This window comes from Nonomuraea sediminis, assembly GCF_018531495.1.
Classification (GTDB): domain Bacteria; phylum Actinomycetota; class Actinomycetes; order Streptosporangiales; family Streptosporangiaceae; genus Nonomuraea; species Nonomuraea sediminis.
Genome location: NZ_JAHDTI010000001.1, coordinates 1,081,951 through 1,097,161 on the forward strand (window position 1 = coordinate 1,081,951; position 15,211 = coordinate 1,097,161).

At 71.7% G+C, this 15,211-nt stretch carries 16 protein-coding genes; 3 read left to right on the forward strand and 13 right to left on the reverse strand.

Annotated elements, in window-relative coordinates; genetic code table 11:
* Positions 1 to 49: 49 nt before the first annotated feature.
* Genes KIK09_RS05050 through KIK09_RS05060 form a run of 3 tightly spaced genes read right to left on the reverse strand, consistent with a single transcriptional unit; the run spans position 50 to position 3,382 of the window.
* The gene (locus tag KIK09_RS05050) at positions 50 to 1,402 is read right to left on the reverse strand and encodes an MFS transporter (RefSeq protein ID WP_214317425.1); all 1,353 of its coding nucleotides are present in this window, start codon (positions 1,400 to 1,402) and stop codon (positions 50 to 52) included.
* A gap of 56 nt (positions 1,403 to 1,458) precedes the next feature.
* A complete protein-coding gene (locus KIK09_RS05055) occupies positions 1,459 to 2,205 on the reverse strand; it encodes a lysophospholipid acyltransferase family protein (protein ID WP_214317426.1) in 747 nt (248 codons plus the stop codon).
* On the reverse strand, positions 2,198 to 3,382 hold the full coding sequence (locus KIK09_RS05060; RefSeq protein ID WP_308163926.1) for a cytochrome P450: 1,185 nt from the start codon (positions 3,380 to 3,382) through the stop codon (positions 2,198 to 2,200). Before KIK09_RS05060 ends, KIK09_RS05055 begins: the two co-directional genes overlap by 8 nt.
* An 18-nt stretch (positions 3,383 to 3,400) precedes the next feature.
* Here KIK09_RS05060 and dhaK point away from each other — a divergent pair, with 18 nt between their 5' ends.
* From dhaK to KIK09_RS05075, 3 genes are read left to right on the forward strand one after another with little or no spacing between them, the layout of a single operon-like run.
* Positions 3,401 to 4,381, forward strand: coding sequence for a dihydroxyacetone kinase subunit DhaK (gene dhaK / locus KIK09_RS05065; protein WP_214317427.1), 981 nt, complete (start codon positions 3,401 to 3,403; stop codon positions 4,379 to 4,381).
* Entirely contained in the window at positions 4,381 to 4,995 is a 615-nt protein-coding gene (gene dhaL / locus KIK09_RS05070; protein ID WP_214317428.1) for a dihydroxyacetone kinase subunit DhaL, read from the forward strand. Before dhaK ends, dhaL begins: the two co-directional genes overlap by 1 nt.
* Before the next feature lie 5 nt (positions 4,996 to 5,000).
* The gene (locus KIK09_RS05075; RefSeq protein ID WP_308163927.1) at positions 5,001 to 5,366 is read left to right on the forward strand and encodes a PTS-dependent dihydroxyacetone kinase phosphotransferase subunit DhaM; all 366 of its coding nucleotides are present in this window, start codon (positions 5,001 to 5,003) and stop codon (positions 5,364 to 5,366) included.
* Here the strand turns inward: KIK09_RS05075 and KIK09_RS05080 are convergent.
* The 10 genes from KIK09_RS05080 to KIK09_RS05125 form a co-directional block, all read right to left on the reverse strand.
* On the reverse strand, positions 5,360 to 7,018 hold the full coding sequence (locus KIK09_RS05080) for a thiamine pyrophosphate-binding protein (protein WP_214317430.1): 1,659 nt from the start codon (positions 7,016 to 7,018) through the stop codon (positions 5,360 to 5,362). The genes KIK09_RS05075 and KIK09_RS05080 overlap by 7 nt on opposite strands.
* Entirely contained in the window at positions 7,015 to 7,788 is a 774-nt protein-coding gene (locus tag KIK09_RS05085; RefSeq protein ID WP_214317431.1) for a cyclase family protein, read from the reverse strand. The genes KIK09_RS05080 and KIK09_RS05085 overlap by 4 nt, the downstream gene beginning before the upstream one ends.
* A gap of 38 nt (positions 7,789 to 7,826) precedes the next feature.
* The gene (locus KIK09_RS57390; RefSeq protein ID WP_214317432.1) at positions 7,827 to 8,639 is read right to left on the reverse strand and encodes a carbohydrate ABC transporter permease; all 813 of its coding nucleotides are present in this window, start codon (positions 8,637 to 8,639) and stop codon (positions 7,827 to 7,829) included.
* Positions 8,636 to 9,544, reverse strand: coding sequence for a carbohydrate ABC transporter permease (locus KIK09_RS05095; protein WP_214317433.1), 909 nt, complete (start codon positions 9,542 to 9,544; stop codon positions 8,636 to 8,638). Before KIK09_RS05095 ends, KIK09_RS57390 begins: the two co-directional genes overlap by 4 nt.
* Entirely contained in the window at positions 9,541 to 10,803 is a 1,263-nt protein-coding gene (locus KIK09_RS05100) for an ABC transporter substrate-binding protein (protein ID WP_214317434.1), read from the reverse strand. Before KIK09_RS05100 ends, KIK09_RS05095 begins: the two co-directional genes overlap by 4 nt.
* The gene (locus tag KIK09_RS05105) at positions 10,800 to 12,083 is read right to left on the reverse strand and encodes an alpha-glucosidase/alpha-galactosidase (protein ID WP_214317435.1); all 1,284 of its coding nucleotides are present in this window, start codon (positions 12,081 to 12,083) and stop codon (positions 10,800 to 10,802) included. Before KIK09_RS05105 ends, KIK09_RS05100 begins: the two co-directional genes overlap by 4 nt.
* Complete coding sequence (locus tag KIK09_RS05110) at positions 12,080 to 12,979, reverse strand: carbohydrate kinase family protein (protein ID WP_214317436.1); 900 nt, start codon at positions 12,977 to 12,979, stop codon at positions 12,080 to 12,082. The genes KIK09_RS05105 and KIK09_RS05110 overlap by 4 nt, the downstream gene beginning before the upstream one ends.
* Complete coding sequence (locus tag KIK09_RS05115; RefSeq protein WP_214317437.1) at positions 12,969 to 13,829, reverse strand: endo alpha-1,4 polygalactosaminidase; 861 nt, start codon at positions 13,827 to 13,829, stop codon at positions 12,969 to 12,971. The genes KIK09_RS05110 and KIK09_RS05115 overlap by 11 nt, the downstream gene beginning before the upstream one ends.
* 210 nt (positions 13,830 to 14,039) lie before the next feature.
* Positions 14,040 to 14,603, reverse strand: coding sequence for an Rv1352/Rv1906c domain-containing protein (locus KIK09_RS05120; RefSeq protein ID WP_214317438.1), 564 nt, complete (start codon positions 14,601 to 14,603; stop codon positions 14,040 to 14,042).
* Positions 14,604 to 14,625: 22 nt separating this feature from the next.
* Positions 14,626 to 15,054, reverse strand: coding sequence for a CBS domain-containing protein (locus tag KIK09_RS05125; RefSeq protein ID WP_214317439.1), 429 nt, complete (start codon positions 15,052 to 15,054; stop codon positions 14,626 to 14,628).
* Between the last annotated feature and the right edge of the window lie 157 nt (positions 15,055 to 15,211).

The following is a 15,211-nucleotide window of genomic DNA, read 5'->3' on the forward strand; positions in this document are numbered from 1 at the left end:
TCGCTCACCGGTTGGATCGCCCGGCCCCGCCGCTCCTGTTACACCCCTCTCACCGAGACACGCCTACGGCCGGCCGTAGCGTGAGCGTGACGAGGAGGCCCACGGCGGCGAAGGCCACCCCCGCGGCGAAGCCGGCCGGGAAGCCGCCCACCACGATGGCGCTGGTGACGACGGCGGTGCCGATCGCGCCGCCGAGCTGGAAGGCGGCCGTGTTGATGCCGGAGGCCACGCCCGCCTCCGACTCCCGCACGCCCGACAGCGCCGCCGACGCCAGCGCCACCGTCCCGCCGCCGAGGCCAGGGCCGAACAGCAGCAGCCCGGGGAAGATGTCGGCGAAGTAGCCGCCGCCCGGCGACGCCCCGGTCAGCAGCAGCGCACCGGCCCCCAGCAGCACCATGCAGGCGGAGGCGACCACGGCCAGGCTGGTCCTGCGCAGCGCCGCCTGCGCGATCGCGGCGCCCGCCACGGCGCCCAGGGTGAGGACGGCCGTGCCGTACCCGAAGACCAGCGGCGAGAAGCGCAGCACGTCCTGCGCGTATCCGGAGACGGTGACGGACGTACCCCACGCGGTCATGCCCACCAGCAGCATCGCGAGGTTGCCGCCGACGAACAGCCGGGAGCGGAAGATCCGCAGCGGCACGAGCGGGGCGGCGGCCCGCCGTTCGGCCAGCACGAACACCGCCATCAGCAGGACGGCACCACCCGCCATACCCGCGGACCAGCCGTCGGCGGGCGCCCGCACGATCGCGGCGATCAGCAGCATCAGGGACGCGGTGACGGTGACCGCGCCGACGGGGTCGTAGCGGCGCTCGCGCACGGCCTCACGGCTCTCCACCAGCAGGACGGGTCCGAGCGCCAGCAGCACGGCGGCCACGGGCACGTTCAGGTAGAAGATCCACTCCCATCCGGGTCCGCCGGTCAGCGCCCCGCCGATCAGCAGCGCCGCGGTCGCGCCGAGCCCGCCGGTGCCCGACCACACGGCCAGCGCCCGGTCACGCGGGGCCCCTTCGGGGAACATCGTCATCAGGATGGACAGCGCCGTCGGCGCCATCAGCGCCGCGGACATCCCCTGCACCACCCGCGCGGCCACCAGCACCCAGCCGGCCCACGCCAGCCCGCACACCAGCGAGGACACCAGGAACAGCGTGGTGCCTGCCATGAACATCCTGCGCCGCCCCAGCAGGTCGGCCAGCCGCCCGCCGAGCAGCAGCAGCCCGCCGAAGGTCAGCAGGTAGGCGCTCAGCACCCACTGCCCGGGGCCCGGGTCGAGCCCGAGGTCCCGCTCGATCGACGGCAGGGCCAGGATCACGATCTGGGCGTCCAGGACGACCATGAAGTTCGCGGTGCACAGCAGCGCGAGCGCAGGCCAGGGGGAACGTACCTTCGTACGCGTCGTCGTCATGCGTGGTTAGACCAGGCGCGCCCCCGAAACTCGTCGCTCCACGCCGACGGGGCGGGTCAGGAGGACTTGGCGCGGGCTTCGGCTTCGGCCTGGTCCAGGGCGGCGGCCTCCTCTGGGGTCGGGGCGGTGCCGCCGAGGTGGGCGGGTTGCCACCAGACGCCCGGCGGGATCTCGGGGTAGGTGCGCTGCGCCCTGTCGACGAGGGCGGACATGCTGGAGTGGAGGTCGGCGACGTGCTGGTTGACGTCCTCGCCGCGCTTGGGGTGGAACGGCTCGCCGACCAGGATGGTGATGGGCACGTGGCGCAGCCCGAGCTGCTTGGGGCGGCCCTTGGTCCAGATGCGCTGGCTGCCCCACAGCGCGACGGGGATGACCGGCGTCTTGGTGGCCATCGCCATGCGGATCGCGCCGTTCTTGATGTCCTTGACGGTGAACGACCGGCTGATCGTGGCCTCGGCGAAGACGCCGACGACCTCGCCCGCCTTCAGCATGCGCAGCGCCGTGGCGTAGGAGCCGGCGCCCGCGCCCCGGTCGACCGGGATGTGGTGCATGCCCCGCATCAGCGGCCCTGAGATGCGGTGGGTGAAGACGGCCTCCTTGGCCATGAAGCGGACCAGGCGCTTGGAGGGCACCGCGGCGAAACCGGCGAAGATGAAGTCGAGGTAGCTGATGTGGTTGCTGACCAGGACCGCGCCCCCGCTGGTCGGGATGTTGGAGGTGCCCTCCAGGTGGAAGCGGTAATCCAGCACGCGGAAGAGGGTCCGCGCGGCGGCGATCACCGGCGGGTACACGATCTCAGCCATGCCCGAACCGTAGCGCAGGTGACACCGTGGTCGGGAGCGCGAGCATGCCCCTGACGTTGCCGTGGGCGGTCCTGACAATGCCGGAGGGGTCGATGGTGTAGTCGGGATCGACCATGGCGGTCAGCTCTTCCAGCGCGATCCGCGCCTCCAGCCGGGCCAGCGGCCCGCCCAGGCAGTAGTGCCGCCCCGCCCCGAAACTCAGCGTCCGCGACGTGTCCCGCGACAGGTCGTAGGTGTCGGGAGAGTCGAACACCGCCGCGTCCCGGTTGGCGGACCCGATCAGCAGCCACATCTTCGCCCCGGCGGGGACCCGCTCGCCGTACAGGGTGACGGAGGAGGTCAGGCGGCGCGCGAGGCCGTGCGCGGGGGTGTCGTAGCGCAGCGTCTCCTCCACCCAGGGCAGGATCGCCCCGCCGAAGGCGGCGGCGCGCTGGTCGGGGTTGCGCCAGGCCCAGTACCAGGCGGCGCCGAGCAGGTGCGTGGTCGTCTCCGCGCCCGCGCCGATCAGCAGGAACAGGAACGGGATGATCTCCTCGTCGCTCAGCCCGTCGTCGGCGACGAGCACCGAGACGAGGTCGTCGCGGGGCGCCCTGCGGCGTTCGGCGACGATCGAGGCGTAGTACTCGCCCAGTGACAGGATGTTCGTCAGCCCGTCCTCGGTCATGCGCCCTGAGGGGTCGTGGCTGAGCACGCTGTCGGAGCGGCGGCGGATCTCGGCCCTGTCGGACGGCGGCACTCCCATGAGCTCGGAGATCACGTCCAGCGGCAGCCTGGCGGAGAACTCGCGGGCGAAGTCGAACGTCCCCTTCTCCACCGCCCTGGTGAGGTGCTCGCGCGCGATCCGCCTGATCATCGGCTCGAGCGCGGCGACCCGGCGCGGCGTGAAGCCGCGCGAGATGATCGCGCGCATGCGCGTGTGGTCGGGCGGGTCCATCGCGACGAACGACAGGTATGTGCGCGCCCGCGGGCTCCACGCGCCGGGGTCGAGCATGGGGCCGTGGTCGCTGGAGTACAGGGCGGCGTCCGGCAGCGCGGCGGCCACGTCGGCGTGCCGTGACAGCGCCCAGAAGTCCAGGTCGGGGTTGTGGTAAAGGGGCGCCTCGCGCCGCATCCTGGCGTAGACGGGGTAGGGATCCTCGTTGACGGCGGGATCGTAGGGACTGTAGGCAAGCTTCACACAACGAGAATGGATCCGATGAAGAAGCTCATCAACACCGCAGAGACCGTGGTCGAGGATGCGCTGAAGGGCTTGGCCGCGGCCCACCCCTCCCTCAGAGTGCGCGATCAGGTGGTCTACCGGGCCTCCGGCCCTGTTTCCGGGAAGGTCGGGCTGGTCTCGGGGGGCGGCTCGGGTCACGAGCCGCTGCACGCCGGTTTCGTCGGGTACGGCATGCTCGACGCGGCCTGCCCGGGCGAGATCTTCACCTCCCCGGTTCCCGACCAGATCATCGCGGCCACCGAGGCGGTCGGCGGCGGCGCCGGGGTGCTGCACGTGGTCAAGAACTACACCGGCGACGTGCTCAACTTCGAGATGGCCGCCGAGCTGTGCGAGGGCGTCGAGGTGGCCAGCGTGCTGGTCGACGACGACGTGGCGGTCGAGGACTCGCTCTACACGGCGGGCCGCAGGGGCACGGGCGCGACCCTGTTCGTGGAGAAGATCGCCGGGGCGCTGGCCGAGCAGGGCGCGCCGCTGGCCGAGGTGGCGGGCGTGGCCACCGAGGTGAACGCGCGCAGCCGCTCCTTCGGCATCGCGCTGACCTCGGGCACCACCCCCGCCGCCGGCAAGCCCACCTTCGACCTGCCGGACGACCAGGTGGAGCTGGGCATCGGCATCCACGGCGAGCCGGGACGCAGCCGCGTGCCCGCCGCACCGGCCCGCGACCTGGCCGCGGTGGCGATGGACGCCGTCCACGGCGACCAGCCGCTGGCCGGAGACCTGCTGGTGCTGGTCAACGGCATGGGCGGCACGCCGCTCATCGAGCTGTACGTGGTGTTCGCCGAGGTGGAGGCCTACATCAGGGGCAAGGGGGCGCGGATCGCCCGCTCGCTCGTCGGCAACTACGTGACGAGCCTGGACATGCAGGGCTTCTCGGTCACGGTCTGCCGGCTGGACGACGCGCTCACCCGGCTGTGGGACGCGCCGGTCGAGACGCCCGGGCTGCGCTGGGGGCGCTGATGGAGACCGCGTTCGCCCTTGCCTGGGTCGAGGAGATCGCCCAGCGGGTCGCCGCCGCCCGCGACCGTCTCACCGAGCTCGACGCCGCCATCGGCGACGCCGACCACGGCGCCAACCTCGACAGGGGCTTCTCCGAAGTACGGCGGGCCCTGGCGGAATCCGTGCCCGCCACGCCCGCCGAGGCCCTGACCGCCACGGGCGCCACCCTGATCAGGAAGGTGGGCGGCGCCTCGGGCCCGCTGTACGGCTCGTTCTTCCGCTCGATGGGCAAGGCCCTGCAGGAAGGCGCGGACTTCGCCGAGGCCTTCGCCGCGGGCGTGGTCGCGGTGGAACGGCTCGGCAAGGCCGCCGCAGGGGACAAGACGATGATCGACGCCCTGGCTCCCGCCTCGAAGGCGCTGGCGGCAGCCGCGGGCGAAGGCGTGGAGCCCACGGAGGCGTTCGAGCGGGCGGCACGCGCGGCGGCCGACGGGGCCAGGGCCACGATCCCGCTCAGAGCCCGCCGGGGACGCGCCAGCTACCTCGGCGAGCGCAGCATCGGTCACGAGGACCCGGGCGCCGCCTCCTCGGCCCTGATCGTGGCCGCGCTCGGGAAGGCCGCGCCGGCGTGGTAGGGCTGGTGCTGATCTCGCACAGCGCGGGCCTGGCGGCCGAGGCCGCGGCGCTGGCCCGCGGCATCGCCGGGAGCGAGGTGCCGGTGGCCGCGGCGGGCGGCACGGAGGACGGCGGGCTGGGCACCAGCGTCGATCTGATCGAGCGGGCCGTGGCCGCGGTCGACCAGGGCGACGGCGTGCTGCTCATCCCCGACCTGGGCAGCTCGGTGCTGACGGCGCGGCTGCTTGAACAGCCGGGCGCGGTGGTGCTGGCCGACGTGCCGTTCGTGGAGGGCGCGATCGCGGCGGCGGTGACGGCGGGCGCGGGCGCCGGGCTGGCCGAGGTGCTGGCCGCGGCCGAGGAGGCCCGCGCCTACCGCAAGCTTCAATGACCCTTGAAGGCCTCCTCCAGCCACCACGACCCGCGGTCCCTGGTGACCTTGGCGTGCACGAGCAGGGCCCGGTCGCGCGGGCCTGACACCCACGCGGCCACGCCGGCCAGGTCGCCGGGCTCGGTCACGGTGATGGCGGCCAGGCCGTACCCGCGGGCGATGGAGGCGAAGTCGGTCGGCGGGAACGTCACCGTCTCCATGGGCTGCCCGGTGAAGTGGTGGACCTCGGCGCCGTAGGCCTCGTCGTCGTAGACGACGATCACCATCGGCAGGCCGAGCCTGGCCACGGTCTCCAGCTCCGAGATGCCCATCAGCGCGCCGCCGTCGCCGAGCGCGGCCACGGGCATCCGGTCGGGCCGCGCAAGCGCCGCGCCGATCGCGGTGGCCAGGCCGAGCCCGATCGACTGGAAGGCCTGGGTGAAGCAGAATCCCTGCTCGTCGGGGACGTCCATGAAGGCGGCCGGATATCCCATGAAGTTTCCCGAGTCGATGCTGAGGATGCGCTCCGCCGGGAGCGCGTCGTCCAGCCCGATGGTCAGGGTCCGCGGGTCGATGCGTCCTTCATGGCTGTCGTCCTGGTACGGCACGGCCCGCCACCGCCCCTCGGCGGCGATCCGCTTGGCCACCTCGGGCGAGCGGTAGCCGGGTCCCTGCTCGAGCAGCCCGGTGACGCGCAGCTCGTCCAGGATCCCGGCCGCCTGGCGGGCGACCACGGCGGTGTCGCCGGTCACGCCCAGCCGGATCGGACGGTGCGCGCCCAGGGCGTCCTGGTCCAGGTCGACCTGGACCAGCCGGGTCTCCGGGCCGATCAGCGTGCCGTGCCGGGTGGTCCACATGTTCAGCGCGCAGCCCCACCCGACGAGCACGTCGGCGGCGGTGATCAGCTCGGCGGCCAGCGGCGTGGCGAACCCGCCGCTCACGTCCAGGTCCCACGGGCTGCCGCGGAACAGCCCGCGCGCCACGGCGGAGGTGGCCAGCAGCGCCCCCGCCCGGTCGGCCAGCTCCTCCAGCTCCCGCCGCGCGTGCCTGGCGCCGCGCCCCGCGATGAACACCGGCCGCTCCGCCCCGGCCAGCAGCCTGGCCAGCTCGGCGATCCCGTCCGTCGCGGAAGGACCCGGCGCCCGTTCCTCGGCCGCCCTGGTCAGGTCGGAGATCTCCGCGTCGCCGGGCGTGTCCTGCGCCTGTACGGCCAGCGGCAGGTTGAGCAGCACCGCGCGCCGCTCCCGCCAGGCGGTGCCGAAGGCGTCGACGGTGTCCCGCACCGCCGACTCGGCCGTCCGCACCCGCATGGGCACCGCGCCGACGGCCCTGGCCAGGGCGTCCTGGTCGATGTGGAAGTTGGACAGCGGCTCGGTGACCTCCCCGGCCAGCACGATGAGCGGGGTCCGGCTCTTGGCGGCCTCGGTGAGGCCGGTCATCGCGTTCGTCAGCCCCGGACCCTGGTGGACCGAGACGACACCCACCCGGCCGCTCATCCGGGCGTAGGCGTCGGCCATGGTCGTCGCGCCGCCCTCGTGCCTGGCCGCGACGAACCGCACGCCGTACCGGCGCAGCGCGTTGGTGACGTGGAAGTTGCCGCTGCCGACCACGCCGAAGGCGGTGTCGACGCCCAGCGAGGCCAGCGCCCGCCCGACCGCCTCGGCGACGATCATCGCTCGACCAGAGCCAGCACCCGGACGGGCGAACCGGAGCCTCCCAGGATGGGCAGCGGCGGCGCGATCACCACCGCGCCCGTGATCGGCAGGCGGTCGAGGTTGCGCAGCTGGGTCAGGCCGTACTTGCCCGCGCCGAGCAGGAAGGAGTGGCAGGGGAAGGCCGGGTCGAAGGAGTGCGCGGCGCCCGCGTCGGTGCCGACGGTCTCCACGCCCACGCCCAGGATCGGCGTCTCCTCTGCCAGCCGGCGCGCGCACTCGACCGAGATACCCGGGGTGTGCGGTCCTGTCTCGTTGGCGTTGATGAAGGAGGCCTGGTCGGCGGCCCTGGCGTCCCAGCCGGTGCGGTACAGCAGCCAGCCGCCCTCGGGCAGCGGCCCGTTGGCCTGCTCCCACTCGCGCACGTGGGAGATCTGCAGCAGGAAGTCGGGGTCCTTGGAGGCCTCGGCGGAGAAGTCGAGCACCACGGCGGGGGCGAGCAGGCTGCTCGCGGGCACCTGGGAGACGTCCTGGCCGTCGCGTCCCGTCACCCAGTGGATCGGGGCGTCGAAGTGCGTGCCAGAGTGTTCGCCCGTATGGATATCGTTCCAGTACCAGGCGGGACCGCGGTCGTCGTAGCGGCTGATCTCCTCCAGTCGGAAGGGAATCGTGTTGCCGAACGGCTCGGGCAACTGGAGGATCGGCGTGTCCTGCGACAGGGGCGCGGTGAGGTCGACCACCTCGACGGCGCCGCTGCGCATGCTCTCCATCAGGCTCCGCAAGACCGACATGGCATCCTCCTCGATGTGGGCTGCCTGAATCGTACGGCTCAGCCCTTCAGCCCGCTGAAACTCATGGTGGCCACGAAGTGCCGCTGCGCCAGCACGAACGCCAGCACCAGCGGCAGCACGGCGACCACGTTGCCCGCCATCAGCGCCGACCATTCGGTGTGCCTGGCGCCCGCGAAGGTGGCCAGGCCGAGCTGCAGCGTGTAGCTGTCCTCTGAGGAGATCGCGATCAGCGGCCAGATGAGGTCGTTCCACGCCCCGAGCAGGGTGAAGACGACCAGGGTCGCCAGCGCGGGCCTGGCCAGCGGCAGCACGACGCGGAAGAAGACGCCGAGCCGGCCGCAGCCGTCGATGGTGGCGGCCTCCTCCAGCTCCTTGGGCAGCGACAGGAAGAACTGCCGCATCAGGAACACGCCGAAGGCGGAGGCCAGCCACGGCACGAACGCGGCGCCCAGCGTGTCGATCAGCCCCAGGTTCCTGAACAGCAGGAACGTCGGGATCATCAGCACCTGGGTGGGGATCATGATGGTGGCCATGACCGCGATGAAGGCGACACCGCGCCCGCGGAACGTCAGCCGGGCGAAGCCGTACCCGGCCAGCGAGCACAGCACCAGGTGCCCGAGCACGGCGGCGCCGGCCACGATGACCGTGTTGCCCAGCCAGCGCGGGTAGTCGTCCTCGGTGAAGATGCGGGCGAACCCGGCCAGGGTGAAGTGCTCGGGCCACAGCCTGGGCGGGTAGCGGTTGATGTCGGCGTCCGGCATGAACGCGGTGAGCGCCATCCACACCAGCGGCGCGGCGAACAGCAGCGCGATCGGCATCAGGAACAGGTGGGCCAGCCAGCGCCGCTTCACTTCGATCCCCTCCACAGCGTCAGCCCCGACACGGCCAGCGTGACGGCGAACAGGGCGTAGGCGACGGCCGCGCCGTACCCGGAATGGAAGAGCTGGAAGGCCTGCCGGTACAGGTAGAACACGATGACCGTGGTGGAGTCGAGCGGCTGGCCCTTGGTCGTGGTGTAGACGAGGTCGAACAGCTGCAGCGCGGTGACGACCTGCCAGATGGTCAGGAAGACCGTGGCGGGCCGCAGCTGGGGCAGCACGACGTGGCGCAGCACGTGCCTGCCGGTGCCGCCGTCGACCCTGGCGGCCTCGACCAGCTCGCGCGGGATGTCCTGGAGCGCGGCCAGGTAGACCACGGCGGGCATGCCGACCCCGCCCCACAGCGAGATGACGACCAGCGTGATCATCGCCTGGTCCGGGTCCTGCAGGAACCCCATGCCGGGCAGCCCGATCGCCTTGAGCCCGGCGTTGACGATGCCGAAGTCGGGGTCGAAGACGAAGTTGGCCAGGATGCCGGTGGCCGCGGCGGAGACCACGTAGGGCACGAAGATGCAGGTCCGGTAGAACCCGATGAGGCGGATCCGCAGGTTGAGCGCCAACGCCAGCGCCAGGCCGAGTATCACCGAGCCGGGCACGAACAGCACCGTGTACACCAGCGTGTGCAGGGTGGCCTTGCCCAGTTCGGCGTCGCCGAACATGTCCCGGTAGTTCTGCAGGCCGACGTACTCGCCGCCGGTGATGAGGTCCCCGTCCCGCAGCGACAGCAGCAGCGCCCACACCGCGGGGAACAGCCCCAGCCCCACGATCACCAGGGAGGCAGGCAGCACGAACCCCCACCCGGTCAGCTCGGGGACCCACCGCCGCCTGCGGATCCCCCTGACGCCGGAGCCGACCGTGACCCGCGCCAGGGCGGTCATCGCGCCCGCCCCAGGACCGTGTCGGCGTCGGCGGCGGCCTTCGTCAGCGCCTGCGCGGCGGGCGTGCTGCCCTGCAGCGCCTCGGCGATGGCGTTGCCCACCTTCTCGGAGAACTCCGGGTAGGAGGGCAGCTGCGGCCGGGCCTGTTTGGCGTTGTCGAGGTTCGCGGTGAAGACGTCCACGGACGGGAACTTCTTGGTGAAGGCCTGGTAGGCGGGCAGCGCCAGCGTGGCCTTGCGCAGCGGCAGGTTGCCCAGCTCGAGCGTCCACCTGGCGTCCTGCTCCGGCCTGGTGAGCCAGGTCAGGAAGTCGGCCGCGGCCTTGGCCCGCCGGGAGCCGTTGTTGAACACGACCCAGTTGTCGGGGCCCGCGATCGTCTCGTGGTTGCCGTTGTAGCCGGGCAGCACCTGCACGCCGTAGTCGACCTTGTGGTCGATGATGTCGAGCAGGGCCCACGGCCCGGCGATGACCATGGCCACCTTGCCGCTCTGGAACAGCGGCAGGAACTTCTCGCCGTTCTGGTCGAGGTAGACCGACTTGTCCTGGTGGGCCATCTGGGCCCACAGGTCGAGCGCCTGGGCGGTCTGCGGGGTGTTGAACGCCGACTTCTTGCCGTCGGGGGTGACGATGGCGCCGCCCTGTTGCCACAGCATGGGCCAGAAGCGCCACACCGTGTCCTCCGAGCCGGTCACCGGGTAGGCCGTGCCGTACACGCCGCCGCGGGTCAGTGTGCGGGCGGCGGCGCGGAAGTCGTCCCAGGTCCAGTTCTGGTCCGGGTACTTCACGCCGGCGGCGTCGAAGAGCTTCTTGTTGTAGATGACGGCGAGGTTGTCGACGACGGCGGGCACGCCGACGACCTTGCCGCCCACTTCCGAGACCGCCCGCTCGGACGGCCAGAAGTCGTCCCAGCCGAACGAGGGCGCCTTCACCGTGGAGGTGAGGTCGTAGACCTGCGGGTTCTTGGCCAGGTGCGGCATCCAGGTGCCGTACATGTAGGCGATGTCGGGCGCCTTGCCGCCGGCCAGGGCGGCCTGCACCTTCTGCAGCATGTCGTCCACGTTCGTGGTGCCGACCGCGGGCACGACCTTCACCCCTGGATGGGTCTTGTTGTAGTCGGCCGCCAGCTGCTCGACGACCTTGGCCTGGGATTCGACCTGGCCGTGCCACCAGGTCAACTCCACCGGGCCGTCCGCCTTCTCGGCGGAGCCGCACCCGGCCAGCAGGACGGACACCAGTATCAGCGCGGACAATCGTTTCATCGGACACCTCGCAACGGCTCGGGCAGCAGGTCGCCGTGCGCGGCCGTCAGTTCCTCGCACAGCTGCCAGATCTGCTCCACGGTGAGGGTGGCGGCGGCGTTCGGGTCGGCCATCACGGCGTGCCGCACGTGCTCGGGCCTTCCCTCGAGCGCCGCCCTGACGGTCAGCTCGTTGACGTTGACGTAGGCGCGGTTGAGCGCGGCGCACTGGGCGGGCAGGTCGCCGACGGCGACCGGCCGCACGCCGAGCGCGTCGGCCACGCACGGCACCTCGACCACGCAGCCCTCCGGCAGGTTGCCGATCAGGCCGCGGTTGACGACGTTGCCGTAGACGACCCGGCGCGTGCCGGTGGCGAGGCTGTGGATGATCTGCGGGGCGTACTCCATCGTGCCCTCCACCGGGATCGGCCTGCCGGCCCGCAGCGCGTCCCTGGTCGCCTGGTAGCGGCGCACGTTGTCCTCGCTGATCTCCAGGTAGGCGCCGACGGGGATGCGCAGCCGCTCGATCTCGGCCGGGTCGTGCAGGTACCACGGCACGTACTCGGCGGAGTGCTCGCTGGTCTCCGTCGGGTAGTAGCCCAGCCGCCGGTACATGTCGACCCGCACCCGCCGCAGCAGCCCCGGGTCGCGTTCGACGGCCTCGTCCAGGCGCGGGTAGAGGTCCTCGCCGCCGGCCTGCAGGCGCAGCATCCACGACTGGTGGTTGACGCCCGCCGCCAGGTAGGACACCTCGTCGTACGGCACGCCGACCAGCTCGGCCAGGTCGTGCGCCGTCCAGTAGATGGAGTGGCACAGCCCGACGACGTTGCGGACCGGGGTGGCCGCGTTGAGGTACCAGACGTTCATGGCCATCGGGTTGGTGTAGTTGAGCAGCCAGGCGTCGGGGCACACGTCCGCGATGTCGCGCCCGATGGCGTCCAGGACGGGGAAGGTGCGCAGCGCGCGGAAGATCCCGCCGACGCCGATCGTGTCGCCGATGGTCTGCCGCAGGCCGTGGCGGGCGGGGATCGCGAAGTCGACGCGGGTGGCGTCGATCATGCCGACCTGGATCATGTTGATCACGAAGTCGGCGCCCTCGAGCGACCTGCGCCGGTCGAGGTGTGCCTCGATCTTCACGTCCCGCCCTTGGGCGATCTGTCTCGCGGCGCCCCGCGCGGTCTCCAGCCGCTCGGGGTGGATGTCGTGCAGGGAGACCTCCAGCTCGTCGAGCATCCCGACCAGGTCGGCCAGCAGGCCCTGGGTGAACTCGACGCTGCCCGCGCCCAGGAAGGTGACCTTCACAGCTCCTCCCAGGCGGGCTGGGCGGCCGTGCCGCCGGCCGCGCGGGTGGACAGGCCGCCGCAGCGCACCGCCACCCGCAGGCACTCGGCCAGGGGCAGCCCGCGCAGCCGCGCCGCGACGAACCCGGCGTTGAAGCTGTCGCCGGCCCCCACGGCGTCGACGGCCTGCACCGGGATCGGGCCCTGCCGGACGACGTCCCCGCCGTCCCAGGCCAGGGCTCCGCGCTCGCCGTCCTTGACGACGACGAGCGTGCCCGTCTTGCCGAGCAGCGCGGCCGCCTCCTCGAGGGAGCCGCCGGTCCGCGACAGCGCCCGCGCTTCGGCCGCGTTGGGCAGGAAGACGTCGGTGACGCGCAGCACCTCGGTCAGGTCGGGCCACTGCCCCGCCGGGTCGTCGTTGGTGTCCAGCGAGGTCGTCGCCCCCGCCCGCTTTACGTCGGCGAACAGCTCCGGCAGCCCGGCCGCCAGCCGCGGCTGCAGGAAGTACGACGACACGTGCACGTGCCGCGCCAGCCCGCGCGGCACGTCGCCGGCGCCCAGGTACGGCAGGCAGCCGGGAGCCGTGAGGATGGCCCGGTCGGGCCCGTCGGCCAGCACGACGGTCATCGCCGTGGGCTCGGGCCCGATCGTGCAGCGGGAGACGTCCACGCCGCGCGAGATCAGCTCCTCCAGCACGAACCGCCCGGCGGCGTCGTCGCCCACCAGCCCGGCGAAGGCGGTGCGCAGGCCGAGGCGGGCGGCGCCGCACGCGGTGATCGCCCCGGAGCCGCCCAGCACCAGGGCCCCGGAGGAGACGAGGTGTTCCCGCTGGCCGTACGCCAACCCCCTGGGCGCCCCCGAGAGCACCACGTCGGGGTTGGCGTCGCCGACGACCAGCAGGTCGAACTCAGACCCCACGGCAGGGGACGCGGTAGGCGTCGAGCTCGAGCTTCTTCTTCAGCGAGTTGAAGCTCTGCGCGTTGGACTTGGCGCAGAACTTCGAGGTGGCCAGGCTGTACTCGACCTGGAACACGGCCTTGCCCGCGCTGACGAACTGGTCGTAGCCGTAGTCGCCGTTCTGCGCGGTGGTGCACTCCTTGTACTGCCAGCACTGCTCGTTGAGCGCGAAGTCGTAGTAGGGCAGCAGCTGGGGGATCTGCTGCGGGTCGTTCTTCAGCGCGATCGACATGCCCCGCCGGTGTGCCTCGTTGGCGAGCCAGGCGTTGTAGGCGAGCTGGTCGGCGGCCTTGAGCGGGAAGCCGGTGTCGTTGGTGTAGCCGTCGACGTTGTCCGGCTCGACCGCGTCGAATCCGGCCGCCTTGCACATGTCCAGGCGGGCCTTCATGATGTCGCCGAGCTTGCCGGTGTACTGCCTGATGTCCAGCCACTTCTCACCCGGCCAGCCGTCCAGGGGCTTGCCGAGCACGCTCGAGGGGAACTGGCCGGCGTCGGGCCGCCAGTCCTCGAACGAGCCGGCGCTGATGTAGCAGACGACCTTGCGGCCGGGCTTGTCGGCCTTGAGCGCCTTGACGATCGCGCCGTCCTTGGCGGCGAAGCCGTCGATGTCGTACATCTGCACGTCGGGGAACGGCTTGCCGGGCAGCGACGACAGCTGCCACTGCCAGCTGGTGTTCAGCGCCGGCTTCCAGCAGCCGTCACAGGCGGCGGGGGCGGGCAGGGCGCGGGCCTGGGCAGGGGTGGAGACGAGAGCAGTGGAGACGAGAGCGGTGGCGGCGAGAACGGTCGCCGCGAGTACCGGGGGACGCATGGTCACTCCTCGCGAACAGGGTTCGGGATTTGTGGCGACATGCGCGCTGTTCCGCACTCTCCTGTGATGCGTCCTCGCCACGGACGCCGGAGTGGCGTGGCCCATACCCGTAGGACTCGCGCCAGCACGCGGTCTGCGTGCCTCCTCTCTTCTTGCGGCATAGGATTGCGCGTTCCTGTGCGAAATTCAAGAGTTTCGCGCACGGACCTCTCAGGATCTTGTCCAGTCGGCGCAACCCATGGTCTGGAAGCCCTTGTCCGTCGGCAGGATCGTCACCGTGGCGGGCCCCTTGGGCATGTCGGCCGCGATGACGTCGGCCGGGTTCGGCGAGGTGCTCCTGAGCCTGGCCCAGAAGCACGCCGGCTGGCCCGGCGCGGGTCCCGCGGTGCGGTAGGTGCCCGGCTGGATGTCCCTGCCCACGACGAGCGTGCGTCCGGCCGACAGGGACAGCCCCGTCGCGGGAGGCGTCCCGGCCCCGGTCGGCACGGTCCCCGTCGGCACGGTCTGGGTGGGGGGCGTGATGAGGCCCGGCGGTGAGGTCCCGGAGAGCGGCGGAGTGGTGGCGGGAGTGGAGGCCTGCGGCGGCGCGGTGCCCTCCACGGTCACGGTGACCGTGGGGGCATGGGTGGGGGCGGTGGGTCCCTGGTCGAGTCCCATGCCGATGAACAGCCCGAAGAGCAGGCCGACGATCCCGGCCAGCCCGGACGCGAGCAGGATCAGCGTCGGACTGCTCGTCGCCCGGGGGAACTCCGGCGGTGGTGGCCCGTACATCACGGGCTCAAGGGTGCCACCCGTGTCAACGGTGCAGGTAGTCCACCAGGGACGCCTTCTCCGTCTCCAGTTCCTCGATCGCGCTCTTGACCACGTCGCCGATGCTCACGATGCCGACCAGCCGGCCGTCCTCCACCACGGGCATGTGCCGGAACCGGTGGGTGGTCATGGTCCGGCGCAGTTCCTCCACGTTGTCGTGCGGTCCGACGGTGCGGACCTCCGAGGTCATGATCGTGGAGACCGGCTGGTCCAGGATGCCGGCGCCCCTGTCGTGCAGGCGGCGCACGACGTCGCGCTCCGACACGATGCCGGTGATCGTCGCTCCGTCGACGGACACGACCACGGCTCCGATGTTGTGCTCTGCGAGCTTGGCCAGCAGTTCCCTGACGGTGGAATCCGGGGTCACAGTCGTGACGGCGTTACCCTTGTTGCGCAGGATCGTCCCGATGAGCATGTGCACCACCTCGGCTCTCAGTTAGCTAGGGACATTCCCCCGAGCGAGCCCCGGTTAAGCGCCCTTCTCTCCTACTCTTCAGGCAAGCAAGGCCGTAGGGACGCCGTCAAGGACTGTCGTAGGCTGCATGCCGGACACCATCCCTTTAATATGTGAA